The sequence below is a fragment of the Paenibacillus sp. GCM10027628 genome, assembly GCF_042676385.1.
Lineage (GTDB): Bacteria > Bacillota > Bacilli > Paenibacillales > NBRC-103111 > Paenibacillus_E.
In genome coordinates, this window is record NZ_JBHTHA010000037.1 from 15659 (window position 1) to 41936 (window position 26278).

At 48.0% G+C, this 26278-nt stretch carries 27 protein-coding genes; 18 read left to right on the forward strand and 9 right to left on the reverse strand.

All coding sequences use genetic code 11. The features are described from left to right. Positions 1-143: 143 nt before the first annotated feature. The 7 genes from ACFQZT_RS24865 (at position 144) to ACFQZT_RS24895 (ending at position 6420) form a co-directional block, all read left to right on the forward strand. Complete coding sequence (locus tag ACFQZT_RS24865) at positions 144-1526, forward strand: GntP family permease (RefSeq protein WP_379304247.1); 1383 nt, start codon at positions 144-146, stop codon at positions 1524-1526. Between the two features lie 24 nt (positions 1527-1550). Continuing rightward, positions 1551-2336, forward strand: coding sequence for a 3-hydroxybutyrate dehydrogenase (locus ACFQZT_RS24870; protein WP_379304249.1), 786 nt, complete (start codon positions 1551-1553; stop codon positions 2334-2336). 225 nt (positions 2337-2561) lie between these two features. Further along, positions 2562-3272 carry a CoA transferase subunit A gene (locus ACFQZT_RS24875; RefSeq protein WP_379304251.1) on the forward strand — a complete coding sequence of 237 codons (711 nt, stop codon included), beginning with the start codon at positions 2562-2564 and terminating at the stop codon, positions 3270-3272. Continuing rightward, on the forward strand, positions 3269-3949 hold the full coding sequence (locus ACFQZT_RS24880) for a CoA transferase subunit B (protein ID WP_379304253.1): 681 nt from the start codon (positions 3269-3271) through the stop codon (positions 3947-3949). Before ACFQZT_RS24875 ends, ACFQZT_RS24880 begins: the two co-directional genes overlap by 4 nt. A gap of 520 nt (positions 3950-4469) precedes the next feature. Continuing rightward, positions 4470-5657, forward strand: coding sequence for an acetyl-CoA C-acetyltransferase (locus ACFQZT_RS24885; RefSeq protein ID WP_379304255.1), 1188 nt, complete (start codon positions 4470-4472; stop codon positions 5655-5657). A 283-nt stretch (positions 5658-5940) separates the two neighbouring features. Beyond that, entirely contained in the window at positions 5941-6084 is a 144-nt protein-coding gene (locus tag ACFQZT_RS24890; RefSeq protein WP_379304257.1) for a hypothetical protein, read from the forward strand. Between the two features lie 72 nt (positions 6085-6156). Further along, complete coding sequence (locus ACFQZT_RS24895; protein ID WP_379304259.1) at positions 6157-6420, forward strand: hypothetical protein; 264 nt, start codon at positions 6157-6159, stop codon at positions 6418-6420. A 51-nt stretch (positions 6421-6471) separates the two neighbouring features. On the opposite strand, the gene ACFQZT_RS24900 is transcribed toward ACFQZT_RS24895, so the two are convergent. Then, complete coding sequence (locus tag ACFQZT_RS24900) at positions 6472-7485, reverse strand: LacI family DNA-binding transcriptional regulator (RefSeq protein ID WP_379304261.1); 1014 nt, start codon at positions 7483-7485, stop codon at positions 6472-6474. A gap of 286 nt (positions 7486-7771) precedes the next feature. Here ACFQZT_RS24900 and ACFQZT_RS24905 point away from each other — a divergent pair, with 286 nt between their 5' ends. The 4 genes from ACFQZT_RS24905 to ACFQZT_RS24920 all read left to right on the forward strand — a co-directional run bounded on the left by ACFQZT_RS24905 (position 7772) and on the right by ACFQZT_RS24920 (position 11258). Continuing rightward, positions 7772-9586: a PAS domain S-box protein gene (locus ACFQZT_RS24905; RefSeq protein ID WP_379304263.1), complete on the forward strand. Its 1815-nt coding sequence runs from the start codon at positions 7772-7774 to the stop codon at positions 9584-9586. An 89-nt stretch (positions 9587-9675) separates the two neighbouring features. After that, a complete protein-coding gene (gene thyA, locus ACFQZT_RS24910; RefSeq protein ID WP_379304265.1) occupies positions 9676-10470 on the forward strand; it encodes a thymidylate synthase in 795 nt (264 codons plus the stop codon). Positions 10471-10502: 32 nt separating this feature from the next. Further along, positions 10503-10991, forward strand: a complete 489-nt coding sequence (locus ACFQZT_RS24915) for a dihydrofolate reductase (RefSeq protein WP_379304267.1) — start codon at positions 10503-10505, stop codon at positions 10989-10991. Positions 10992-10994: 3 nt separating this feature from the next. Then, complete coding sequence (locus tag ACFQZT_RS24920; protein ID WP_379304269.1) at positions 10995-11258, forward strand: YciI family protein; 264 nt, start codon at positions 10995-10997, stop codon at positions 11256-11258. Positions 11259-11387: 129 nt separating this feature from the next. On the opposite strand, the gene ACFQZT_RS24925 is transcribed toward ACFQZT_RS24920, so the two are convergent. The 4 genes from ACFQZT_RS24925 to ACFQZT_RS24940 all read right to left on the reverse strand — a co-directional run bounded on the left by ACFQZT_RS24925 (position 11388) and on the right by ACFQZT_RS24940 (position 15798). Further along, complete coding sequence (locus ACFQZT_RS24925) at positions 11388-13232, reverse strand: family 43 glycosylhydrolase (RefSeq protein WP_379304271.1); 1845 nt, start codon at positions 13230-13232, stop codon at positions 11388-11390. Between the two features lie 300 nt (positions 13233-13532). Continuing rightward, positions 13533-14114 (reverse strand): YcnI family copper-binding membrane protein, encoded by a 582-nt coding sequence (locus ACFQZT_RS24930; protein WP_379304636.1) that lies wholly within the window; start codon positions 14112-14114, stop codon positions 13533-13535. A gap of 200 nt (positions 14115-14314) precedes the next feature. After that, on the reverse strand, positions 14315-14986 hold the full coding sequence (locus tag ACFQZT_RS24935; protein WP_379304273.1) for a response regulator: 672 nt from the start codon (positions 14984-14986) through the stop codon (positions 14315-14317). Further along, the gene (locus ACFQZT_RS24940) at positions 14986-15798 is read right to left on the reverse strand and encodes a sensor histidine kinase (protein ID WP_379304275.1); all 813 of its coding nucleotides are present in this window, start codon (positions 15796-15798) and stop codon (positions 14986-14988) included. Before ACFQZT_RS24940 ends, ACFQZT_RS24935 begins: the two co-directional genes overlap by 1 nt. A 168-nt stretch (positions 15799-15966) precedes the next feature. Between ACFQZT_RS24940 and ACFQZT_RS24945 the strand changes: the two genes are divergently transcribed. The 3 genes from ACFQZT_RS24945 to phnE all read left to right on the forward strand — a co-directional run bounded on the left by ACFQZT_RS24945 (position 15967) and on the right by phnE (position 19504). After that, positions 15967-16992 (forward strand): HoxN/HupN/NixA family nickel/cobalt transporter, encoded by a 1026-nt coding sequence (locus ACFQZT_RS24945; RefSeq protein WP_379304277.1) that lies wholly within the window; start codon positions 15967-15969, stop codon positions 16990-16992. A 167-nt stretch (positions 16993-17159) separates the two neighbouring features. Further along, positions 17160-17933, forward strand: coding sequence for a phosphonate ABC transporter ATP-binding protein (gene phnC, locus ACFQZT_RS24950; protein WP_379304279.1), 774 nt, complete (start codon positions 17160-17162; stop codon positions 17931-17933). Further along, complete coding sequence (gene phnE, locus ACFQZT_RS24955) at positions 17930-19504, forward strand: phosphonate ABC transporter, permease protein PhnE (protein WP_379304281.1); 1575 nt, start codon at positions 17930-17932, stop codon at positions 19502-19504. The genes phnC and phnE overlap by 4 nt, the downstream gene beginning before the upstream one ends. A gap of 65 nt (positions 19505-19569) precedes the next feature. On the opposite strand, the gene ACFQZT_RS24960 is transcribed toward phnE, so the two are convergent. Together ACFQZT_RS24960 and ACFQZT_RS24965 are read right to left on the reverse strand one after the other, a co-directional pair. Continuing rightward, positions 19570-19815, reverse strand: a complete 246-nt coding sequence (locus ACFQZT_RS24960) for a hypothetical protein (RefSeq protein WP_379304283.1) — start codon at positions 19813-19815, stop codon at positions 19570-19572. Between the two features lie 187 nt (positions 19816-20002). Further along, positions 20003-20971, reverse strand: a complete 969-nt coding sequence (locus ACFQZT_RS24965) for a phosphate/phosphite/phosphonate ABC transporter substrate-binding protein (RefSeq protein ID WP_379304285.1) — start codon at positions 20969-20971, stop codon at positions 20003-20005. A gap of 146 nt (positions 20972-21117) precedes the next feature. Here ACFQZT_RS24965 and ACFQZT_RS24970 point away from each other — a divergent pair, with 146 nt between their 5' ends. Beyond that, entirely contained in the window at positions 21118-22713 is a 1596-nt protein-coding gene (locus ACFQZT_RS24970) for a bifunctional metallophosphatase/5'-nucleotidase (RefSeq protein WP_379304287.1), read from the forward strand. A 74-nt stretch (positions 22714-22787) separates the two neighbouring features. Here ACFQZT_RS24970 and ACFQZT_RS24975 read toward each other — a convergent pair whose 3' ends face one another. Both ACFQZT_RS24975 and ACFQZT_RS24980 read right to left on the reverse strand, forming a co-directional pair. Beyond that, positions 22788-23033: an HD family phosphohydrolase gene (locus tag ACFQZT_RS24975; RefSeq protein WP_379304289.1), complete on the reverse strand. Its 246-nt coding sequence runs from the start codon at positions 23031-23033 to the stop codon at positions 22788-22790. Further along, positions 23030-23350, reverse strand: coding sequence for a YbjQ family protein (locus ACFQZT_RS24980; protein WP_379304291.1), 321 nt, complete (start codon positions 23348-23350; stop codon positions 23030-23032). Before ACFQZT_RS24980 ends, ACFQZT_RS24975 begins: the two co-directional genes overlap by 4 nt. A gap of 105 nt (positions 23351-23455) precedes the next feature. Between ACFQZT_RS24980 and ACFQZT_RS24985 the strand changes: the two genes are divergently transcribed. The 3 genes from ACFQZT_RS24985 to ACFQZT_RS24995 are packed head-to-tail and all read left to right on the forward strand — an operon-like array spanning position 23456 to position 26034. After that, positions 23456-24256, forward strand: a complete 801-nt coding sequence (locus ACFQZT_RS24985; protein WP_379304293.1) for an alpha/beta hydrolase — start codon at positions 23456-23458, stop codon at positions 24254-24256. Further along, entirely contained in the window at positions 24253-25005 is a 753-nt protein-coding gene (gene pxpB / locus ACFQZT_RS24990) for a 5-oxoprolinase subunit PxpB (protein WP_379304295.1), read from the forward strand. The genes ACFQZT_RS24985 and pxpB overlap by 4 nt, the downstream gene beginning before the upstream one ends. Further along, positions 25006-26034, forward strand: a complete 1029-nt coding sequence (locus ACFQZT_RS24995) for a 5-oxoprolinase subunit C family protein (protein ID WP_379304297.1) — start codon at positions 25006-25008, stop codon at positions 26032-26034. The last annotated feature ends 244 nt before the right edge of the window (positions 26035-26278 follow it).

Genomic DNA, 26278 nt, shown 5'->3' on the forward strand with positions numbered 1-26278 from the left:
AGGGATCAACTCCGACCCATAGATAATTTGCATAGGAATCATTCTATCTATGAATTTTACCTGTGGTCAGCTCCGATGTAAACTGAATAGTAAGCATGATTGTAAGCGTTTTATATTTCTCGACAAAGAGGAGAAGTGAACAGATGTTCATTCAAGTTGTGGCGATTCTTTTGGCTTTAGGATTGCTCATGTTTTTTGCTTACAGGGGTTACCCGGTCATTGTGTTTGCCCCAATTTTCACCTTGCTTGCCGTATTGATTTCGGGCTTGGCGTTAATGCCGAGCTACACGGAAACGTACATGGTGAATGCAGCTAACTATGTAAAAACCTATTTCCCCATTTTCCTGCTAGGGGCCATATTCGGTAAAGTGATGGAGCTCAACGGCGCAGCGTCTTCGATTGCACAGACGATTGTCAGAGGCCTGGGTTCGAAACGCGCTATCCTGTCTGTTATTTTGGCGTGCGGCGTGCTCACTTATGGCGGTGTATCGCTGTTTGTGGTAGCGTTTGCCGTTTATCCATTCGCCAGCGCCATTTTCCGTGAAGCGAACGTGCCGAAACGATTAATCCCCGGAACGATTGCACTCGGCGCTTTTACGTTTACAATGGATGCGCTTCCAGGAACGCCGCAGGTGCAAAATATCATTCCAACAACGTATTTCGGGACGGATGCGTACGCAGCGCCGGTAGTTGGAATCATTGGTGGCGTGCTCGTGTTCGCCGCAGGCTTATATTGGCTGGAACGCAGACGCAAGCAAGCTGAGTTAGCCGGCGAAGGCTATGGCACAGGGCACAAGAACGAGCCGGAAGTGCTTACGGATCAAAAGTATCCGAACATCTGGCTGGCCATCGTTCCGTTAGTGCTTGTGCTGGTGTTCAACTACCTGCTGAGCCGCGGGTTCCTGACCGTGAACAACTGGTACAGCGCAGAGCTGCTGAAAACTTTTAACATCGCTAGTGTCAAAACGGTTTCGTCTTCTTGGGCGCTGATCGTTGCGCTATGTATCGGGATTGTGGCCGCTATTTGCATCAATATGCGCAGGGTTCACAATAAATTGGCAGCTGGCTTGACTGCTGCGGCAATGGGCGCTTTGCTGGCCATCTTCAATACGGCATCCGAGGTTGGTTTCGGGAATGTCGTGAAAACGCTGCCAGGCTTCAAGCTGATTCAGAATTGGATTCTCGGTTTAAGTTCGCATCCGCTTATTTCAGAAGCGGTGTCCGTTAATATATTAGCAGGCGTTACGGGTTCGGCTTCCGGCGGATTGTCCATTGCGCTTGAAGTGATGGGCAAACAGTATATGGCAGCTGCGCAAACGGCTGGCATCAGCCCCGAGTTGCTGCATCGGATTGCTTCGATGGCATCCGGTGGCATGGACACATTGCCTCATAACGGAGCGGTCATTACGCTCCTCGCGATCACTGGATTGACGCACAGACAGTCTTACAAAGATATTTTTGCGATTACGGTCATTAAAACGTTGACGGTGTTTTTGCTTGCTGTAGTCATTTCGTTATTTTCATGAAAAGTTTGAAGGAGGGCTCAAGCGATGACATTGTTTTTGGATAAAAAAGTCGCCCTGGTTACGGGCGCAGCCAGCGGCATCGGTCTTGAAATCGCCCGTACATTTGCACGGGAAGGCGCTGCGGTCGTGATTTCCGATGTTCGCGGCGAACTGGCGGAGCAGGCAGCGGTGCTTTTGAAACAGGAAGGCTTTCAAGCAATGGGCATTCGTTGTGATGTTACGCAAGAGGAGCAAGTGGCCGGAGCGATTGCAACCGTCGAAGAAACGTTCGGGAGACTGGATATTTTGGTCAATAATGCGGGCTTGCAGCATGTAGCTCCGATTGAGGATTTCCCCGTTGAGAAGTTTGAATTCATGCTCAAAGTGATGGTCACCGGCGCTTTTATCGGCATCAAGCATGCCTTTCCGATCATGAAGCGCCAAGGCTTTGGCCGCATTATTAACATGGCTTCGATCAATGGAGTGATTGGTTTTGCGGGCAAAGCGGCATATAACAGCGCCAAGCATGGCTTGATAGGGCTGACCAAGGTTGCCGCACTGGAAGGGGCTGCTCACGGCATCACCGTGAACGCACTTTGCCCGGGGTATGTGGATACCCCGCTTGTCAGAGGTCAATTGGAAGATTTGGCGAAAACGCGGAACGTCCCGCTTGAAAGTGTACTTGAAGAAGTCATCTATCCGCTCGTGCCGCAAAAACGGCTATTGTCGGTAGATGAAATTGCGGACTTTGCGATGTTGATCGCAAGCGATAAGTTGCGGGGCGTAACGGGAGCATCACTTTTAATTGATGGCGGCTATACAGCGCAGTGAATAAATTAGAGAAAAGCAAATTATTGCGAGTTTAAAAAGTCCGCTTTCAGAACCGAGAAGGTTGAACGCAATACGGAGAAGGAGGAACGGAGCGTAGAGGTTTGCTACGAGAGTACCGGACTTCCCGGATTCGTTCAAGATTCGATGCCGAGTCACATCATGAATATGCTTCGTTATCAAAGTGGACTTTTTAAACAACCTTTTTAGAGGAGAGGAGAATGGAGCATGAATAAATTGGTCCCATCGATGGAGGAAGCCATACGGGAAATTCACGACGGCGCGACGATTATTGTGGGAGGCTTCGGGCTCTGTGGGATTCCGGAGCATTTGATTGCGGTATTGAAAGATAAGGGAACCAAAGAATTAACGGTGGTCAGCAACAACTGCGGTGTCGATGATTGGGGACTGGGGCTGCTGCTGGCCAACCGACAAATCAAGAAAATGATCTCGTCCTATGTCGGAGAAAACAAAACGTTCGAAAGGCAGTTCCTGAGCGGCGAGCTTGAAGTCGAACTCGTTCCGCAAGGAACGCTGGCAGAGCGTATTCGTGCCGGCGGGGCTGGCATTCCGGGCTTCTATACGGCCACCGGTGTTGGCACGCTTGTCGCCGAGGGCAAGGAGCATCAGACGTTCGATGGACGAACTTATATATTGGAGCGGGGCATTGTCGGCGATTTTGCCTTGGTGAAAGCTTGGAAAGCGGATACGTTCGGTAATCTTGTCTTCCGCAAAACGTCGCGGAACTTTAATCCGCTGGCAGCAACCGCCGGAAAAGTAACGATCGTCGAAGCGGAGGAAATTGTCCAAGCCGGGTCGCTGGATCCGGACGAGATTCATCTTCCGGGCATTTACGTACAGCGCGTCGTGCAAGGCGGAGCTTACGAGAAGCGGATTGAGCGTCGAACTGTGATGGCGAAGGAGGCAGCATCCAGATGAGTGAAGATCGCAACAAAATTGTCCGACGGGCTGTGCAGGAAATTAAGGATGGAATGTACGTTAACCTGGGGATCGGCATGCCAACGCTGGTCGCCAATGAAATCCCCGAAGAGATGACGGTTATGCTTCAGTCCGAGAATGGACTTCTGGGCATCGGACCGTATCCGCTCGCAGGCGAGGAAGACCCGGATCTGATTAATGCAGGCAAAGAAACGGTTACCGCGGTTCATGGCGCGTCGTTTTTTGACAGCGCTGAATCATTTGCCATGATTCGGGGCGGTCACATTGACCTGGCCATTCTTGGCGGGATGGAGGTGGCCGAGAACGGCGATCTCGCGAACTGGATGATTCCCGGCAAAATGGTGAAAGGCATGGGTGGCGCCATGGATCTGGTCAGCGGAGCCAAAAGGATCGTCGTCATTATGGAGCATGTCAATAAACAAGGTGAATCCAAGGTAAAGAAAAGCTGCACGCTGCCGCTTACGGGCAAAGGCGTCGTAAATAGGCTGATCACGGATTTGGCTGTATTTGATTATACGGATCGCGGCATGGTGCTTGTCGAGCTGCAACCTGGCATTACGTTAGATGAGGTTCGAGCGAAAACTGAGGCTGAGTTTTCATGGCATGCAAGCGACGATACATCATTGGCCTCATCCCCCTTGGTAGCGAGTGACTAACTGCATCTGGTACATTAGATTCGCATTTAACGGCGAATTTGATGATCCCATTACCTGCATATTGTGCAGTAATTCGGCTCATTTAGGGGCTAGGCGCGATTGATGAGCCGAGCGATTTTCCTGCACTTTTTGCAGTTTGAGCATCGCAGGAGGGGCATTTTCAATCAATTTACATGTACGTTTTGCAGCTCACTGGATTGTGGGAGGACAGGTTGTTTTTTGCATTGGATTTTATCCAGGGGAATCCCAAATTCGCTGCTGAAAAATGCCTGTCATTGGATATCTTCCAATACATTTGGCCTGAAAACGGGCTTATCCTGAAAATAGGTCGATTCCACTGTATGATTTCCAATCATAGCCCATTCATCTCGTGAACTCGTATCGTTCCATTGGAAATTTTCCAGGTAAATATATAGATGCAGGGGATGGATGCGTGATTAGCAAGCAAGGGGATTGTTCCTCTAAATGGAGACGGAATTTAGAACATGGGAGCCACTGTAATGAGAGAGAGGCGTAAGTTATGGATCAGGAAATTGTAATTGTAAGTGCCGTTCGGACGGCGATTGGGAATTTCCAAGGTGCTTTATCGGATATATCAGCGCCGGAATTGGGGAGTATCGTGATCAAAGAAGCTCTGCGCAGAGCCGGAGGACTCGATGACACTCAAGTGGATGAAGTGATTATGGGCAACGTCCTCCAAGCCGGACTCGGGCAAAATCCGGCCCGTCAAGCTTGGTTGAAGGCCGGATTCTCACATGCCGTTCCCGCGATGACGGTCAATAAAGTGTGCGGCTCCGGTCTCAAATCCGTGATGCTCGCCGCTCAAGCCGTACGGCTCGGCGATGCAGAGATTGTTGTCGCCGGCGGCATGGAGAACATGAGCCAGGCGCCTTACCTGCTGCCCGGCGCGCGCAGCGGGCTGCGCATGGGCGACGCGACCATGGTCGACTCCATGGTCCTCGACGGCTTATGGTGCGCCATGTGCGACATCCACATGGGCATCACCGCCGAAAACATCGCGGAGCGCTACGCGCTCTCCCGCGAAGAGCAGGACGCTTTCGCTGCCTGGAGCCAGCAGAAAGCGGAGCAAGCCCTTGCCACGGGACGCTTCGCGGACGAAATCGTCCCGGTTTTGATCCCGCAGCGCAAGGGGGAACCGGTCCGCTTCGCGACCGATGAGTTCCCGCGCGCGGGCACAACCGCGGACACGCTGGCGAAGCTGCGCCCAGCGTTCAAAAAAGACGGCACCGTGACGGCGGGCAACGCCTCGGGCATTAATGACGGCGCCGCTGCGCTCGTCGTCATGTCTGCGGCGAAGGCGAGCACGCTGGGGTTGAAGCCGCTCGCCCGCATCAAGGGCTACGCGCATTCTGCGCTCGACCCATCTGTGATGGGTCTGGGACCCGTCGAATCGACGCTGCGAATACTCCGGAAAACGGGAGTATCCGTCCACGATATCGACTTTTTCGAGCTGAACGAAGCCTTCGCAGCGCAGTCGCTTGCCGTTAGCCGCGATCTCGGCGCTGTCCGGGACCGCATAAATGTCAATGGAGGCGCCATCGCGCTCGGACATCCGATCGGCGCCAGCGGCGCTCGCGTGCTCGTCACGCTGCTCCATGAGCTGGAGAAGCGCGAAGGCAAGCTGGGCCTTGCCGCGCTGTGCATTGGCGGCGGCCAGGGCGTTGCCATGCTCGTCGAAAGAACGTAACGCACAGCAGGTGAAGATCGACGTGCGCTACCAATATGAAGAAAGGGCAGGCCCACGGCCTGCCCTTTTAATAATCAGTTAAGCAAGAATCGTTCGACAACAACAAGCAGCAAGTGCGCAGCTGTAGAGATGTTTTTCATCGTTGCAGCGGGCGCGACGAAACGAAGTCGTCTCTCTAACGATGTTTTGAGTGCTTACAGACGAGAAAAAAAGCAGGGTTGTACGCTGAGTGAAGCTGGATAGATGTTTCTCATCGTAACAGATATATAGGGATGTTGCCATCGTGTCTCGAACGATATTTTTCATCTTTACAGGCAAGAAGCTAGACGATTGGCAAAGACAAGTCCATTCGCAAACGTACAGGGTTTTAGATAAGGACCCGGCCATCGGCCGTTTTTCTCATCCATATATTCTCAAGCAATTGTAAGGAAGTCCAAGCCAAATTCCTGCTCAAGAATAAAATAGTTGAGAAGAATTGCTTGAGGGAGGCGGCTTAGCCGTGAAAAATGTACAAGTCTCTAGACTGGAGAATCAGGTCTATTCTAACCGGGTCCTGCGCTCTGAGTTTGACCGAAATTGGAGAACGTTCCAATCCAAAAGTGGAAATGTCGTCTATGTAGCAACGGCAAACGATGCAAAAGTAGAGGTGTTACTAGCAGGAGGGTTAAGAAAATTACTTATTTTCAACAGAGGCGGAAGAATAATAGTAGGTGGCGGGGGAGTTAGTCATTATAGTAAACCGCATCGCGCAAGAAATCTTTAAGTTAAAAAGATAGAGAGTCAGGATTCATGCTGATCGCTCTATCTTTTTATTTCATTTTCTCCGCGATGATTCGCGAATCGTCAGCTGCGGCTGCAACCGTTTTGTCTCCCATGAGCGTTCCATGCCGTGGATGCGCTGCATCAGCATCGTCGCAGCAGTCACGCCGAGCTCGAACGTATCTATATTAAGTGAGGTTAGCGGTGGTGCGGTGTAGGCAGCAAGCGGGAACTGATCAAAGGTCACGATGCCAATTTCGTCTGGCACCTTGAGTTTATGCTCATGAATCGCTTTCATAGCCCCAAATGCGGTGTAATTATTTATACAGACAACCGCGTTGGGCGGCGTTTCGAGTGAAAGCAATTCACGCATCAGTTTATAGCCGTTCGTTTCATTCGCATAGCCCGGTTTAATATAATCGTTGACGATAGGCTTGCCATGTTTCTCAAGAGCATCGGTAAAGCCGGAAAGTCGTTTGGTGCAAATAGGCTCATTAGCCTCTCCGCCAACGAAAGCGAAGCGTTCGTAGCCTTGGAAGATCAGATGCTCTGTAATTAACTGACCGCCTCTCTGGTTATCGATATCGACCCAGCTCATTTCGGTAAACCCAGGTAATTCGCCAAGGGAAATAAAAGGGAAACCTGTATCATTAAAGGTTTGCGCCATCTGCGCGGTTAACAAGGAATTGTCCAGAACAAAGCCGTCTACTCGTTTATTGAAAACAAACCGATTCATCAGTTGATGGCAATCATACGAATGGTAGTTGCAAATCGTCAATTCGTAGCCAAGCGGACCAATCACACTCTCTAAGCCACCGATAATATTATAAAAAAAGTGATTGAGAAAATCGTCGCGTCTGGACATGTCGACAAGCAGGCCAACATTAAAGCTGCTCTTAAGCGAAAGCTGCGTCGCCATGCTGCTGGGGGAATAGTTCAATTCACTCATAACCTGACGTACTCGGCGCTTCGTTTCATCCGATATGGTCGGAGCGTCATTCAGCACCTTCGATACGGTTGATTTCGCAACGTTCGCAGCTTTGGCTATGTCGTTAATGGTTACCTTCATGACGCCAATCTCCACCCCTTTTAGCACATATTGTTCAATGCCTGTTTGAATCATTTTATCACAGAAAAATACAAATGTTTTGGATATTTCTAAACGATTTTATTGGTTATTTCCATTTACTTTCGTAGAAGGCTTGCATCGTTTTAGTTGTTATAGCCAAGTTATCGGCTTACATTGTATACTGACAATGTATTTAAGCGCTTCAATCAAAACAAATATGGAAAACGCTTCCAATTGAGATGAATTATTTAGAATATCTTGGTAGGGTAGGGTGAGATGAACTGATATGACGACTATAGTAAACCCTGTAAATGATCCGCTGATGCCCCTATTTGAAAATGCGCCAATCGGAGTTGTGATGATTGGCCGGGATGGTCTAATAATGAGAGTGAATCCTATTTTTTGTGAATTTATTGGGTATACGGAAGAAGAACTGTTGCGGATGAACGCTCACGATATAACGCATCCGGATGACAGGGAGTTAAGCCGGAGCCGAGTTTCCGCTATTGAACATTCTTCCAGTACGTTTAGAATGGAAAAACGTTATGTGCACAAAGAAGGTTACGTTAAATGGGGACTTGTTCAGGGATTAAACAAAAGAAGCAGTATCGGGGCCGCGTACTTGCCTTATTACATAGGATTTATTCAGGATATTACACGATTAAAGCGACAAGAGGAAGAATTGCGGGCAACTAAAGAAAAATATGAATCACTGATCCATAATTCCTCGGACGCCATTGTGATTTATGATTTAGAAGGTCATGTGCTCGAAATCAATAAAGCTTTTACATCTATGTTTGGCTGGGAAAATGACGAAGTATTGGGTGTCAAACTGCCCACCGCGCTTCCTGAAAGAATGTCAATCGTGCAAGAGATCATTCATAAAGTGATTAATGGTGAAACCATTCATAATTGGGAGACGCTTAAAAAGCGAAAGGATGGAGCGCTGGTAGAGGCTAGTATGTCGGTTTCACCCATTCACAGCGCACAAGGTGATATTGTCATGCTTGCTGCCAGCTTTCGTGATATAACAGTTCAGAAGGCGTTATGGCATCAAGCCAAACAGCAGGAAGAATCGTATAAGCAGCTGATGGCTAACTGGCCGGATGCATTCATGATAGTTCAAAAAAACGTAGTGGTATACAGCAACCCGGCTGGTTTGCTGCTTCTTGGTGCAGAGCGGGAAGAGCAGGTAATCGGCCGGTCCGTCTTTGATTTTCATCAGGAAGAAGATCATGCCTATATCCGTATGAAAATTAGTCAGGTTCAGGAAGGTCAGGTCCATCGAAGCAATCTACAGAAGTTTACCCGTCTGGATGGCACCATCATCGACGTGGAGGTGACAAGTATACCAGCTGTTTATGAAAATGAGCCGGCCATCCATGTGCTTTTACGCGATGTAACCGAGCGCGTCAAGACGGAGGAGCTTATGCGCGTATCGGATAAGTTGAAAGCCGTCGGACAGCTGGCTGCCGGCATCGCTCATGAAATCCGTAACCCGTTGACTGCGATTAAAGGATTCGTCCAACTGACGCAAACCAGGTATCCTGAAGCGCGTCATTATTTCGACATTATCAAATCGGAAGTGGAGCGCATCGACTCGATAACCAGTGAGCTTTTGCTCTTGGCGAAACCGAGCCTCAAGTCATCAGTGACGGAAGATGTATGCGAACTTCTTAATCAGGTATGTCCGCTTCTTGAAACGCAAGGCATCATGAGTAACGTGCAAATCGTACGTGACTACAGGGTAACCCCTTTACGCGTTATGTGTGACGCCAATCAATTGAAACAAGTATTCATCAATCTGCTCAAAAATGCTATAGAAGCCATGCCTGCAGGCGGACAAATCAAGATCATTACAGATCTTGAAGGGGACGCTATTCAAATTACGATTATCGATCAGGGCCCTGGCATTCCAACAGAACTGATGAGCAGTATCGGCCAGCCCTTTTATACAACGAAGCCAAACGGAACAGGTCTGGGCCTTGTGGTTAGTTACAACATCGTTCAAAATCATGGCGGCAGCATCTCGATTGCAAACATGCCAATTAAAGGAGCCGCTTTCACCATAAAACTGCCATTTGTCCCTCACAAGCAGTAATTCCGAATTGGTGTTTACTCTGTTATAATAATTGAGATGTTTTAAACTTGTGGCGGGTGAAAGAAGATTCATAAATTACGAGGTGACGAATGAAAGCGTATTTGGAATTGCTTCAAGATATTTTAGACCATGGGATAAAAAAAGAAGACCGCACGGGGACCGGCACCATATCCGTATTCGGGAGACAGCTGCGCTTCGATTTAAGCAAAGGATTTCCCTTGTTGACAACGAAAAAATTGCATATGAGATCCATTGTTCATGAGCTTCTTTGGTTTTTGAGCGGGATTACGAATGTAACCTATTTGCGCGAAAATGGCGTAACGATTTGGGACGAATGGGCTGACGAGGAAGGGAATCTGGGGCGCGTATACGGCGCGCAGTGGCGAACTTGGCAGGCGCCGAACGGACAAGCTATCGATCAGATTTCCGGGCTGATTCATCAGATCCGGACAAATCCCGATTCGCGCAGGCATCTGGTCAGCGCATGGAATGTGGCGGAAATTGAAACGATGGCCTTGCCGCCATGTCATTATGCTTTTCAATTTTATGTCGCAGAGGGACGCTTGTCTTGTATGTTCCAGATGCGCTCCGTGGATACGTTCCTGGGGTTGCCTTTCAACATCGCTTCTTATGCTTTATTGACACATATGATTGCTCAGCAGTGTGATCTCGAAGTGGGGGATCTCATTTGGACGGGCGGAGATGTGCACATCTATTTGAACCATTTGGAACAAGCTAAACTCCAATTGACTCGCGAGCCATATCCTAGCCCGACATTAAAAATTCACAGAAAACCGGAGTCGATTTTCGATTACAAGTTTGAAGACTTTGAATTCGCAGGTTATCAATCCCATCCTGGGATTAAAGCTCCGATCGCGATTTAACTTATCTTTAGAAGCAAGCAAGGAGGGATTCGATGAGCATTTCATTCATATTTGCCATGGATCGGAATCGGGCTATTGGCGTCAACAATAAGCTTCCGTGGCATCTTCCCGCCGATTTGAAATTTTTCAAATCGGTGACGATGGGACATCCGATCCTGATGGGGCGGAAAACGTACGATTCTATCGGCAAGCCGCTGCCAGGCAGACGGAATGTGATTCTGACGCAGAACTCTCAGTTTCAAGCTGAAGGTTGCGAGGTCGTTCATTCCGTGGAGGAAGCGGTGCAAGCGTTCCGCGATGAAGAACTGTTCGTGATCGGCGGCGCTGAGATTTTCCGCTTAATGGCGGAAGTCGTTGATCGGATGTACATTACCTACATTGATCATGAGTTTGAGGCGGACACTTATTTTGGGGAAATGGACATGTCGGAGTGGACGCTCGTTTCCAGCGAGCAGGGCGAACGCAACGAGAAAAATCCGTATGCGTACTATTTCCGAATCTATGACAGAAAGAAGGCCTAGTTGATGAAATATTTTGTAGTACTGCTGCCGATGAAGGATGAAGAGCTAAGTAAAGAGCACAGACCCGCTCACTTGGCCTATCTCGATGAACGAAGAAGCGAAGGGAAGATTTTCGCGAACGGACGATTCGTGGACGGCTGGGGCGGCCTTGTGATCTACAAGGCGGAAACGATGGAAGAAGCGAAGCTGCTTGCTGAAGCGGACCCCTTCGTTAAATTAGGAGCCAGACATTGCGATATTCATGAATGGGACATTGTCATTAGTTAGGCGCTTAACGCGGTCGCAGGTTTACATAGTCAGTGGCTTGGACAGCCGCCGCCGCTGCATAGGAAAAGGCACTCTCGTTATGGATGAAGCATTATCAATAACGAAAGTGCCTGCTTGTTTTTAATTGGGTCAGTCTAATTTATACATCAGCCAAAATTGTGCTACTCCACCGGGGAGATCCTGCCAAGTCCCCACGCCTGCACCGCTGTTTATACTTGCTCCGCCTACATCTAACGCTTTACCTGTTTTTACGTTGATCAATTTACAGTATCCGTTGCCGGTATCGACAATTTTCCACTTTTGCGTATCTAAACCTTGATCCTCCTCGATATCCACTCTTCCCCATGCTGCTGCGGGATCTGATACCGTCAGCGCTTTTCCGCTATTCGGATTGATCAATTTATAGGTTCCGTCCCCATTGTCGACAATTTTCCAACGTTGGGCGATACCACCATCCGAATCGTCCCACATTTGAGTGAAAGTTCCGTTCGTTGTTCCTGCTCCAATCACATCCAGCACTTTGCCGCCGTTTGGATTGATCAGTTTATACTCGGATCCCGATTTTATCGAAAATTCGTTGTTGCCGGAAAGCTCGATATAGTCGATATCGACGGCATGTTTACCCCTTGTGAATTGGATCGTATTTCTATAACCTTTCTTTAGTTCTATTTGCATGGATACAGAATCGTAATGGTTGCTTCCCGAATGAGGATAAGTTAAAGGCATCCCAGGCTTTCCGTTTACGGATATTTGCTGTACGGCATCAGGTCCGGCAGTATTCGAATATTTGACTGTGAGTGTGTAAGTCCCTTCCTCCGGAACATTCACGTCTTTGATCAATAAGGTGCTGTTTTCATTATTGAGCCGTACGACCTTGCCGCCCGATGCATCTTTTTCGTCCTTGATTTCCGCTTTGTACGGAGTACCGTGCTCCGCTTCGATCCGATAATCCCCTGATGGAACAGCAAGCGGTCCGTTGGTCGGAACGCCGAAATTCGGGGATCCGTCAGCGTTCCAAGTGAACTGCTGTACCCTTGTTGGCCGTGGGCCGCAACCTTGGCCGGGGCCGTTATTTCCATGATAGACGATCAAATCCTGCGTACCGTCTTTCGATTGTACGAACGAATTGTGTCCCGGAGCATAAACGCCATTGGCCGGCGATTTGCTGAATACTGGCTGCGTGGATTTCATCCAGGAAGCCGGATCGAGCAAATTACTCGTATCCGCAGCAGTCAATATGCCGAGCGAGTAATCGTCTTCCCAGCAAGCGCTTGCAGAAAATACAAGAAATATTTTTCCGTTTCTTTTAAGTATGACTGCACCTTCGTTTACGGGCATCCCTTTCTTTTCCCAACTATATTCGGGCTTAGTCAGAATCACATTTTCCCCGTTTAACGTCCAAGGATTGGACATTGGAGCGAGGGCGATTGCACTGCCGTGGGCTCCAGACCAATTTCCATATGCCGCATATAAGAAATACCATTGGCCGTTATGGTCGAAAACCGTTCCGTCAAGCCCCGAATATTGGGTGTTAATCCTTCCTTTATCCACCCACTCACCCTGTAAAGGATCAGCAGAAGCATTCTCCAGTACGTAAACGCCACGGCAATCGTCCCCGCATCCCGTATTTGCCGTATAATAGATGTACCATTTTCCGTCGATATAATGGATTTCAGGAGCCCAAATATCTCTCATATTAGCAGGAGTAGTCCAGACCGTTTTTCGTTCCCCAAGGTCAATCCCTACGAGAGATCTCGATTTCCAGATATCCAGTCTATTACCTAATGTCCGAGTAAAATAGTAATAACCGTCCGAATGCAGCATTACATATGGATCTGCACCCGCTGTATTAATAGGGTTTTTGAATGAAGACGTAGAAGCTGCCGTCGAATACTGGTTAGTAGAAAATGTGAAACAAAATAATAATAAAAATAAAAGCGTTACTCGAAAAGTCATTTCTTTTCTCATTTTCATTTTTTTGTAACCTCCAAATAATTAAGGAATAATTATTGCAATCGCTAAGGTGATTGTAATCTGACTGCTAGAGGGAATGACTTCTCATAATGCTCATTCCTTTCCCCTTTTTATTTTTCTTACTCTTCTATTATAATTAGGCTCTTATCTCTGCTGCTCATGAAAACGCTTAACAATACATCTAAAAATAATCAATATTTGTTCGTTTTTGACGGTCGAAAAAAATACCTCCTTTATGGAGGCATAAAAACCAATGAAAAAGCGCAAAACCCGACCGCAAAAGGTCGGGTTTTCTACTTTTTATTTACGTTTTCTCACAAGTGAAACGACTAAAGACAGAGCGCCGAGTACAACAGCTGCAATGGACAAGTACAAGGAAGTGTTTCCGGCTGTAGTGTTGCCGCCAGCAGCGGCTTGATCTGCTGCAGTATGGCCGTGGCTGTCTGTAGCTGCGCCGGCAGCTTTCGGTTTTACTGTTGTAATAGAAGCGGGCTTGTCAGAACCCTCTGCGCCAACCCATTCAACAACGCTGCCGTCTTTGTACGTTTGATAAGCTTTCCAAACGATTTGCGTAGCGGCATCCGCTACTTTACCTTGCATATTGAATTCACCGAATTCCGTTTTGGACAATCCGTCTCCGGTTGCGGTCCAAGTGACCCCGGTAATTTTACCGGAAGTATCTTTCGCCAGCTCATAGGTCCAGCCCGGTTTCGGTTCAAAACGGGAGATGGATACCGAGTCAACCGGGAACTTCACTTCAATCTTCACGGTCGGCACATCTTTTTCGGTTGGTACGCGAACCGTAAATTTCTCGTAGCTTCCTTGCGTCGAGCTATTGGGCGATACCGTTACATGGGCGCTGGCTACCCCGGCAAGCAGCATCGTGCCAGCTAATACAATTCCTACATTCAACAACCATTTCTTAAACACTTGATTTTGTTCCCCTTTCGAATCATCTCTTATCATGTTCTCCATCTTACTTGTTTCCCAAGCAAAATAGTATGACTCGACTGGGCTATTTTTATTGTTTTGGGGCCCCCCGCAAAGTCTTCGTAGGCTACGCCTCACTTTGTGGGGTGATATTAGTTTTGTCCTTTTCGTGTCAATCCGAATTTAACGGCAAAGGCGGTGAGCTGTACGCGATTTTCAAGCTGAAGCTTTTCCAAAATATTCTTCATATGATTCTTGACTGTGTGCTCGGAAATCAGCAGTTTCTCGGCGATCTGCCGATTATTATCCCCGCCGGCGACGTATGCGGTAATTTCCTGCTCGCGTGAAGTGAGCATGTTGGGATTAGGGCCATCGGTCTGTGTTTGGATCGGGGCTCGAAACCGCTGGAAGAGCTTGTCCGCCATTTGCCGCGCGACCTCTGAATTATCGTCCAGCAGTGCATGCAGGTAAGTGAGCCATTCGTCGGGATCCATATTTTTGAGCAGATAGCCTTGAGCACCAAATTGCAATGCCGTGAATAGATCGGCCACGTCATCTGAAACCGTGAGCATAACGATCCGGATGGATGCGTTCAATTGCTTGATGCGGCGGGTTGCTTCCAGACCATTGACCGGTGCCATATGAATATCCATGAGCACGACTTCAGGCACAATCTCAGCGCATAGCTGAACGGCTTCTTCGCCATTGCAAGCCTCTCCGACCACATGAAAATCGGCATCGGATTCCAACATGCTGCGTATGGCCTTTCTGGCTAGAGGGTGATCATCTGCAATTAGTACACGATAGGGCTGTTTTGTAGCCATTAAGATTTCCTCCTTAATGAATGAACGCGAAGTTCAGTTCCGGCGGCTTCTTCATCTGTTCCGGAAGAGCGAAGATCGATGGTTGCAGCCAGATCCGCAGCTCGCTTATGCATCAGCTCAATGCCGTATTTCTTATTCCTGCTGGTGCTCTCCTGCAAGCCACGGCCGTTATCCGTAATTTCCAAGCGCCATTCCTCGGGGCATGCATCAAGAAGGATGGACGCGCGCGTAGCCTTGGAATGTTTGCGTATATTGGTAAAAGCCTCTTGAATGATGCCGAAAAGCTGCACTTCTTCGGAGGAACTGAAGCTATCCTCGGCAATCGTAATCTGTGTTTGCAGCTCGATTCCCGTCACCAATTGCCAATCCTGCAGCCATTTGAGCATGCGCTGTTTGAAGCCGGAGCCTTCTTCCGGCGGTGTCCGCAAATTAAATATAGCTTGGCGCAGCGAGTTATCAATTTCCGACACCGCAGCTTTCGCTTCCTCCAAATGCCCCTGCTTCAGCTTTACATTAAGGAAGAAAAGCGTTTGTGCCAAATCGTCATGAAGCTCCCTGGCCAGTCGTTCGCGTTCCTCATAGACCGCTCTGCGGGACTCGCCTGCAGTGAGCTTCTCATTATTCCGTTCAATGTTCTGAAACATCCACGAAGCGAAAAGATAAGAGAGCAAGAACGTAATAACCGTAATGGTGAAATTCCCGGCTTCCATTGTTAAATAATTAAGTAAAAATTCATGTCGTATATACTCAAAGCCGCCAATGATCAGAACGGGCAGCAAGATCGTAAATAGTTTGAGCGTACGCAGTGACACTGGATCCCAGCTCCTTTTTCATCCCTATATTGGGCATGGCTTCTATTATAGCAGGTAAAATGTTAGAATTCTTCACAAAAACCTGGGCAAAGCCTTTTCAATGATGCACACGTGTGCTACATTATTTATAAATCGTAGCACGATCGGAAAGGCAAGGTGAGAAAAGAAATGTGGAAATCAATGATGCAGCAGAAAAAAAGCTGGAGCGGATATGTTGGTTTCATTATACTCCTGCACGTTTTAGGAATCATCGGCCTCTATAGCGTAGCTAAAACATCGCCTGCCTTTTGGGGGATCGGCTTATTGGCTTATACCCTCGGGATGCGTCACGCTTTCGACGTCGATCACATAGCCGCTATTGATAATACAGTGCGCAAGCTTGTTCAGCAGAAAAAGAATCCGCTTGGCGTCGGGTTTTACTTCTCGCTCGGTCACTCATCCGTCGTTTTCCTGATGGCCATCGTGACCGCTTTTTCCGTCCAATGGGCTGAGAGGGAACTGCCTTGGATGCAGCGTTTCGGCGGCGTTATCGGGGCATCCGTATCCGGCACTTTTCTCGTTATCATCGGTGTATTGAATTTGCTCATCCTTATTAATCTGTTTCGTCTGTTCCGCAAATTTCGGGCCGGCGAACATAATGATAACGAGTTTGAGGAACTGCTTCAATCCAGAGGCCTTATTGCAAGAATGATCAAACCGCTATTCGGTTTTATCGGCAAAAGCTGGCATGTTTACCCGCTCGGTTTTTTATTCGGTCTCGGTTTTGACACCGCCAGTGAAATCGCGCTGTTAGCCATCTCGGCAAATGCGGCCAAAGAGGCGATTCCGTTCATCGGCGTGATCTCGCTGCCGCTGCTTTTCGCTGCCGGCATGAGCTTATTCGATACGGCGGATGGCATGTTCATGACCAAAGCTTACCGCTGGGCCTTCCATACACCTGTTCGCAAACTGTACTATAACTTGACGGTAACAACACTCGCCGTTATTGCTGCCCTCATTATCGGTGCTGTCGAGCTTGGGCAAGTGCTATCCGAGGAAATTGGCATGGAAGGCAGTTTCTGGACCTGGCTGCAGGACCTGGATTTCGGGACACTGGGTTATATACTTGTTGGCTTGTTTATCTTGGCCTGGGCGGTTTCCATAAGTATTTGGAAATGGTTTAGAATCGAAGAGCGCTGGAGTGCAAAAATATGAGAAAGCCAGATAGTCCATCAGTCATGTTGGGCTATCTTTTTTTTGTGATTACTAACAATCTTATGTAAATATTTAATAAAGATGAAATTTCAAAAAAGGATTTTGCCGAAACACGTTGAAAGTAGTCATCTGATATTTTTGAGACCATTAGAGAAAGTAGGATTCATATGATTCAGTTTCAGCATATTTCTAAAGTGTATCCTAACGGAACCGTAGGACTGAACGATATTAACCTGACGATCCATCCCGGAGAATTCGTAGTTATCGTAGGACTCTCGGGGGCTGGTAAATCCACCTTGCTTCGTTCCATCAATCGTTTGCATGAGATTACAGATGGTCAGATATTGATCGACGGGAAATCCATCACGCAGGCGAAAGGTGCCGAATTGCGTCGGATGCGCCGGGATATCGGGATGATTTTTCAAACTTTTAATCTGGTTAAAAGGTCATCTGTATTGCGGAATGTGCTATCAGGTCGCGTAGGCTATCATTCGACTTTGAGAACCTTATTGGGTCTATTCCCTAAAGAAGACATTGAGTTGTCCTTGAAAGCGTTGGAGCGGGTCAACATTAGGGAAAAGGCTTATTCGCGCGCCGATGAATTATCCGGTGGTCAACAACAGCGTGTGTCCATCGCGAGAGCGCTTGCACAGGAAGCTAAAATCATCTTGGCGGATGAGCCTGTAGCTTCCCTCGACCCGCTGACAACCAGACAAGTCATGGACGATTTGAAAAGAATTAATACAGAGCTCGGCATTACCACAGTTGTTAACCTTCACTTTATCGACCTGGCAAGGGAGTATGCGACGCGTATTATCGGGTTAAGAGCCGGTAAAGTCGTGTTTGACGGTCCTGTTGCAGAGGCAACGGATGCAGCGTTCTCAGAAATTTATGGACGCGCAATTAAAAAGGATGAGCTTCTGGGGGTGCAGGAAGGATGAGTTCCACGACCTTCAAGAAGCCCCCACGTACGAAGCTTTACGTTACGATCATCCTCATGCTTTTATTCCTTATTGGAAGTATCTATCAAACTGAAGCTACGCTGACAAGTCTAATTTCCGGGACACCAGAAATTATCAAATTCATTGGTGAAATGTTCCCGCCGGATTGGCAATTCTTCGCAGATATTTGGAAACCAATGGCCCAGACGCTTCAGATGTCCATCCTGGGTACAATTGTCGGTGCGCTGTTTGCGTATCCGATGGCCTTAATAGCGGCGCGTAACGTCACGACTTCGCCATGGTTGTTTTACCCGGCCAGATTCATCATGAATCTGATGCGTACCATTCCAGATTTACTTTACGCAGCTCTGTTCGCAGTACTTGTAGGATTTGGTCCAACAGCAGGTACGCTCGCTCTAATCTTCTTCACTTTCGGAATTTTGTCTAAGCTCGCTTATGAATCAACCGAAGCTATTGATCCAGGACCGCTTGAAGCGATGACAGCTGTTGGCGCGAACAAGCTCAAATGGATTCGCTTTGGTGTTATACCGCAAGTTGCGCCTACCTACTTGGCCCATTTGCTTTACACATTTGAAGTGAGCATTCGCGCTTCGGCAATCCTCGGCTTGGTTGGCGCCGGAGGTATCGGCTTACTGCTCAAAAATACGCTCGATCTGTTCCGGTATGATCAAGCATGTGCGATTGTCATCTACACCTTATTGGTTGTCGTAATCATTGATTTGGTCAGTACACGATTGCGCAGTTATTTATTGAAGGGCAGCAGCAAGCCTATATCGCAATCCCAGGCTCGTGTTTACATGGCAATAGGTTGGGCTATCGTTATTGCCCTGTTGATCTGGGCGTTGACAGGTCTGGAGCTGACAGGCTTTCAGCCGACAACATGGATTCTTACAAAAGCAATGATACGCGGATTGTTCCATCCGGATTGGGCTTATGTGTATATACCGGACGGCGAAGATCTCTTGCGGAGCCTACTGGAAACTTTATCGATTTCATATTTAGGGAACTTCGTATCGGCCATCGTCTGTCTTCCGTTTGCTTTCTGGGCTGCTGCTAACATGAGCCGTTATCGGGCAGTTTCCGGTTCTGGTAAGCTGTTCCTCAGCATAGTTCGTACGATTCCTGAAGTGATTATGGCGTTAATCTTTATTAAGGCAGTTGGTCCGGGGGCGTTTGCCGGGGTGATGGCGCTAGGGCTCCATTCTGTTGGTATGCTGGGTAAGCTTTACGCCGAAGCCATCGAGAATATGGATATGGGGCCTACAGAAGCGATGACAGCTGTGGGTGCTAACTTCTGGCAGAAGATGGCATTTGCCGTTGTGCCTCAGGTCATTCCCGACTTCATCTCCTATACGTTGTTCCGCTTTGAAATCAACGTACGCTCGGCAACTCTGTTAGGGGTTATCGGTGCCGGCGGTATCGGTACGCCGCTGATCTTTGCGATTAATGCGCGGGTGTGGCCGCGGGTCGGAATCATCATCATCGGTATCATTATTACCGTATCGGTCATCGACTATATTTCTGCAACACTTCGTAAACGAATCGTGTAAAAGGAAGGACGCCGCGAAAGCGGCGTCCTTTAGCATAATTGGACCCAAAGATAAAACACGAAAGCTTAACTTGTGCGTCCCCCTTGTACAACGTAAAGTGATCGCCCTTCTCGTAGGACTCGGGGAATAAAGGCACTGTCAGCATTGCCGTCTAACACTTCAATTTGTTCGATTAGTTCAATTGGGATCAAGATGTTGTTGATTTTCAAAAGCCGAAAAGCTTGATAATAGCTGGAAATAACCCCTCTGATGTCGTCTTTGCCGCAACGGATGGAAACCATTTTTTTACAACCAATGAGCATGTTAAACATCCAATTTCACCTCTCTATGATATATGACAAGTCCAAGTAAACATTTGTCATGCGAAAGTAAAAAATATTTTAACGAATCGCGGACGTGCCACATCCATACTATGCGGTGGAGGAACCTAAAAGACGCAAAAAAATGCCCCCACATCAACCATCATGAAGGAGCATTTATTATTGGAAGAACGATTTATTATTTCAAGCCCATCTCTTTATTCACACTGCGAACGATATCGAATTTGGAATCATCCGATGCAACATAGCCTTTGTGGGAGTATACATCGAAAATGATTTTTTGGCCTTCAGGATCATTGCCGATTGCAATGAATGCATCTTGAATTTTCTTTTTCCAGGCAGCATCCATATCGGAACGAACAGCGATTGTATCATTAGGAATTTTATCAGAGAAAGTAAGTACTCTCGTTTGTTTGAATACATCCGGGTAGTCTTTCACCATGTTGGCACGAATATCTTGGAATACGCCTACAGCATCAACTTGACCATTCAGCAGTGCGATAATCGCTTTGTCATGGCCTTGGAATTGAACGCCAGTAACGTCTTTAACTGGATCTACACCGGCTTTTTTCAATACGAATCCTGGATATACATAACCTGCTGCGGATGTAACGCCTTGCCAGCCCATTTTCTTACCTTTCAAATCGGCTACAGATTTAATAGGGGAATCAGCTTTTACAACGATCATAGATTTGTAGAAGTCCACTAGATCTTTAGTAGGTTGGCCCGTAGCATCATCTACACCAAGACGCGTAGCCTGCACGAGCAGGTCTGCCGCTTTACGTGTATCATGAGCGACTACGTAGTTGCTCGGAGGCAAGAAGCCGATATCAACTTGCTTTGAAGCCATTGCTTCAATTACAGTATTGTAATCCGTTGAGACAGAAACTTTAACAGGAATACCGAGTTTGTCTCCAAGCAATTTTTCGAGAGGTTTTGCTTTTGCTTCAAGTGTTTCTGCGTTTTGGGAAGGTACGAATTGTACTTTTAATTCTTTAGGTACGAAGCCTGCTGCTGTTGATGCTGCCGGTGTTGCTGAAGCTTTTGCAGGGGATGTGGCGCTAGGCTCTTCTTTTTTTGCACACCCTGCCGCAATACCCGTCACTACAACTAAAGACATACTGATTGCTGCAAACTTTTTCAACATGTTTTGACCTCCGTTTAATTATTTACAATAGTACAAGAAGTAATATAACATTAACACAGAATATATGGAAGATGGTGTAAAGTATTTGTTAATATGACAATTTGCATGTCAATTGTTACAAGATCTTGTCAATGAGGAGCGGGATTATGGAAAGGAAAGAAAACTCAAAGAAATGTGTGATTTCCGTACTGGAAACGAGCGATCTGCATGGCAGCATGCTGCCCATTCACTATGCAAATAACAAGCCTAACGACGTAGGATTGTCGAAAATTGCCACGCTAATTGACAAAGAACGGAGCAAAGATCAACACGTCATTGTCATTGATAACGGAGACCTGATTCAAGGAACTCCGCTCGCTTACCATCATGCAAGATTGGATAATACACCGGTTGATCCGATGGTTCTGGGGCTTAATTATTTGAACTATGATGCTGCAGTACTAGGCAATCATGAGTTTAATTATGGGCTGGATGTCCTTTTGAAAGCGGTACGTGAGTCACAGTTCCCATGGCTGTGCGCTACCATTGTGGATGCTGCTACGGGCGAGCCTTTTTTGGGTAAGCCTTATGTCATCAAAGAGCTTCCGAATGGTGTTCGAGTTGGAATTCTAGGACTAACAACCCCCTATATTCCGAACTGGGAAAATCCGAACCATATTCAAGGGCTCCGGTTCGAAGATGCCGTGCAAACTGCGTCCAAGTGGGTTCCCGTGCTGAAAAATCAGGAGAAAGCGGATCTTGTTATTGTTTCCTACCATGGCGGATTCGAAAGAGACTTGATGACGGGCGTGCCGACGGAGCCTTTGACTGGGGAGAACCAGGGGTATCAATTGTGCATGGAAGTGGAAGGGATCGATGTACTGCTTACCGGGCATCAGCACCGCAGCATTGCCGGAATGGAAATCAATGGCGTGGTCATTGTGCAGCCCGGGACAGCGGGAGCAACGCTTGGCAAGGTACAAGTAGAAATGGTGCAAAACGATGGGAAATGGATCGTTGCCTCAAAGCAATCCGAACTGCTGACGGTTGCAGGCACTGACGCGGATCCGACGTTGATCGAGCTTGTTAGCAGCTATGAAGCGAAGACGCAGGAATGGTTGGATCAGCCGATCGGCAAGTTGACGGGGGATATGCGGGTTCAGGACCCGATGCAAATTCGCCTGAAGGACAGCGCACTGATCGAATTTATTAATCGGGTACAGATGGAGCTCTCGGGTGCCCGCATCTCGAATACGGCATTGTTCGATAATATTTCGCCGGGTTTTCCTGCCAACATTACGATGAGAGACATCGTTTCAAACTATATATATCCGAATACCCTCAAGGTTATTCGAATCTCCGGTCAAGACATCAAGGATGCGATTGAACAATCTGCGGAATATTTTGAACTGGCGATGGATGGAGCGGTTCAGGTCAGTGCCAAATTCCGCGATCCCAAGCCGCAGCATTATAACTACGATATGTGGGAAGGGATCACTTACAAAATCAACATTTCCCGACCTATTGGCGAACGTGTCATCCAACTGGATTACGAAGGAAAACCGATGGATTTGACCGCATCTTTCGATGTCGTGATGAACAACTACCGGGCCGGAGGCGGAGGCAATTACTTGATGTTTCAGGACAAGCCGGTTATCAAAGATATTCCGACGGATGTGGCAGAGCTTCTGGCGAATTACATTATGGAACGAGGTACGATTGAGGCAACCGTGAATCATAATTGGGAAGTTATTTGGGATTAAAAACAGAAAGCCTCACACAAGGAGATCAAAAGACTCTCGCTTGTTGGCGGCTTTTGTTTGTGATTCATTCACATTTAGCGTTCGCGAATGTACTCCCGATCACCCGATCGAGGGTTATAATACACTCTGTAGGTGTGGCCGTCTTTAGGATCGATAAACACTTCCGGGGTCCAAACAAAGCCGTTTGACGGTTTATAGGGTTCGGTTCCTGCTTTACTTTTGTACCGTTTATCGTAAACCAACCAGCCAAGCAGAAAGAGAAGTAAAAATCCGATGAACCATAATCCATATACAAGAAAAAGGGGAATCAGACCGCTCATAGCCTTCGGGTCCTAACGGCAGTGCCGTAGGCGACAATCTCACTCATATTCTGGCCGATATCGCCGCTATCAAAGCGCATCATGACGATGGCGTCAGCGCCCATGGCTGCGGCATTTTTCACCATGCGGTCCATGGCTTGCCGACGTCCGTCTTCGACCATTTGGGTGTATTGAGTGACTTCTCCGCCAACAAGCCCTTTAAGCGAAGCAAGGATATCGCCGCCGATGCCTCTGGCGCGTACGACAACACCGAATGTACTACCTAATACTTCCGTTACTTCATACCCTGCAATACCTTCAGTTGTGGCTACAATCATGAGTAGATCGCTCCTTTTTGGATAACCTTTTAAATTTGTCTTTGCCGCTTGAACTGGATTCGATATTATAAACTTAGTACGTAGAAACGAATTGGAGGTTTCAGTATGAGTCAGTTGACAATCGAGTTATGGCCCGGAGCATCCAAGGATAGCATCGGGGACGAGAACCAGGGATGTCCGAGTTTGACCTTATATCCGGTTAGCGGCGAAGGCTTGAGCTCTGCAGTCATAGTATGTCCCGGCGGGGGATATCATAGGCGTGCAGACCACGAAGGCGAACCGATAGCCCGATGGCTAAACGGGCTAGGCATATCTGCATATGTGCTCAACTACAGGGTGGCGCCGCATCGGCACCCGGCTCCGCTGCAGGATGCTCAGCGGGCTATCCGGACTGTTCGACATCATGCCGCGGAATGGAATATAGATCCGAACCGTGTAGGTATTATGGGTTTTTCAGCGGGCGGTCATCTGGCATCTACAGCCGGCACGTTGTTCGAAGCTGGCGACTTGCAGTCAAAAGACCCCATAGAGCGACAAAGCAGCCGACCCGATTTGCTGATTTTATGCTATCCGGTTATTACTTTCGGCGAGTATGCGCACGAAGGGTCCAAGCTGCTGTTGCTAGGGGAGACGCCTGGGGATGAGCTGGTTAACCTGCTGTCAACCGAGAAGCAGGTGACCTCGGATACCCCGGCGACTTTTCTTTGGCATACGGCTGACGATGATGTTGTTACGGTTGAGAATTGCTTCCTTTTTGCTGGAGCGCTTAGTCGCCATAAAGTGGCTTTCGAGCTTCATGTGTTTGAAAGCGGCAGACATGGACTAGGCCTGGCTGAAGATCATCCTGAAGCGAAGGCATGGCCGGCTCTTTGCGAAGTGTGGCTCAAAAAGATGAGCTTTGTATGACAAAGCTTTCCTATGAATGTTACGCGTTGGGTGATTCGGCTATTGTCATTCAATTCGGTGAGGCGATTGATCCCATCGTTCATAAGCAGATTCTCCAGCTTGCGGCTTATATTGAGGAGACCAGCTTTCCCGGATATCGGGAAACGGTAACAGCTTATACAACCATTACGATTTTTTATGATAGTTATGCTGTGTTTGCAAATCAGGCTGATCCAAGCAGAGCAGCTTTGCAATTGCCTTTTGAACGGGTGCTAGCTTATATAGAGAAGATGATCAGTGAGTATGAGCAGAAGAGTACGGCGATTTCGCACCATTCTTATGATATCGTGGAAATCCCGGTTTGCTACGGAGGCTTGTTTGGGCCTGATTTGGAGGAAGTTGCCGTCTATCACGGTATTGCTGCCGAAGAAGTGATTCGCCACCATACATCGCCGATCTATCCGGTTTATATGATAGGCTTTGCTCCGGGATTCCCCTACTTAGGCGGTATGGACGATAGGATCGCAACGCCGCGAAGGACAATTCCGAGGGTCCGGATTCCAGCGGGCTCAGTAGGGATCGGGGGCAGCCAGACAGGCATATATCCGCTGGAGACGCCAGGAGGGTGGAATCTGATTGGGCGGACGCCGCTGGCTTTATTTCAACCGAGAGCGAGCAATCCTCCTTCTCTGCTGAAAGTCGGAGATCAGGTCCGTTTTGTACCGATTACGCCGGAGCAATTTGATCTATTGGCGGAAGGGGAGCGTTGAATGAGCTTTGAAGTTAAGAAGCCAGGGCTGTTTACTACCGTACAGGATGCAGGTCGCTACGGATATCGTAAATACGGTGTCATTACGTCCGGCCCCATGGATGGGTTTGCGCATCGGGTTGCCAATTTGCTTGTTGGCAACGTTACCAATCTAGCTGCTTTAGAGATGACACTGCAGGGAGCGATCTTGTATGCCAGCAAGGATATGCTGCTTGCTTTATGCGGCGCCGAAATGGAAGCTGACATCGACGGGGAAAAGGTGCCGCTGTGGCGCCCTTTCATGATCCGAGGCGGATCTCAGCTCCAAATTCATCATGCATCCAAGGGATGCAGAGCTTATCTTGCTGTGGCGGGAGGCTTTGACGTAGAACCGGTGATGGGAAGTCGGAGCACCTATATACGAGCCGGATTAGGCGGGTATGAGGGAAGGGCGATTAGGGCCGGAGACATATTGAAGGTAGCTGCAGCTCAGTCTGATTCTATCGATCTACAGAGAGCAATGCTTAACCTAAGTACATCGGCTAAAAACGAAGGGCTGTGGACAGTGCCGTGGTCGGTGAGCGCTTCAATCTACCCCGATTATCAGGAAACTCCGGTCGTTCGGATGATTAAAGGCAGAGAAGCGGCAACATTTTCAGACGATAGTGTCCAAAAGTTTTTTCAAGAGAGCTATTCGGTAACTCCGCAATCTGATCGCATGGGGTATCGTCTTGATGGAGCGATGTTGGAACACAAGCTGGGGGAAACCGGTGAGATCATTTCTGAAGCCGTTGCTCCTGGAACTATACAAGTGCCGCCAAGCGGGCAGCCCATTATTCTTATGACCGATTGCCAAACAACAGGGGGCTATCCCCGCATCGGGCACGTTATTAGCACTGATCTTCCGTTAATTGCTCAAGCGAGACCGGGCGACAAGCTGCGCTTTCAGGAAATCAGCTTGCAAGAAGCGCAGGAGCTCCAACTTCTTCAAGAGATGGACTTGCGCTGGCTGCATGCAGGTTTGAAGGCGTGGGCAAGGGATCGTGGATAGGTTAGGCGTGGAATAGGGAAACGCCGCTTTGAACCGGAAATTCTTCAAGTAAAGGGAAAAGCTCCAGTTAATTAGATTGCAGAAATCTTAACGAGGCAAATAACTGGAATTTCTCCTTCTAAATTACGGCCGTTTTTTTGTATTTCTCCAAAAGCAGTTGATTTAGCGGGAGATTTTCCATGCAAATATACACATTTGCTGAATTGTGGCTCGATTAGCGGGAGATTTTCCATGTAGATTAAAA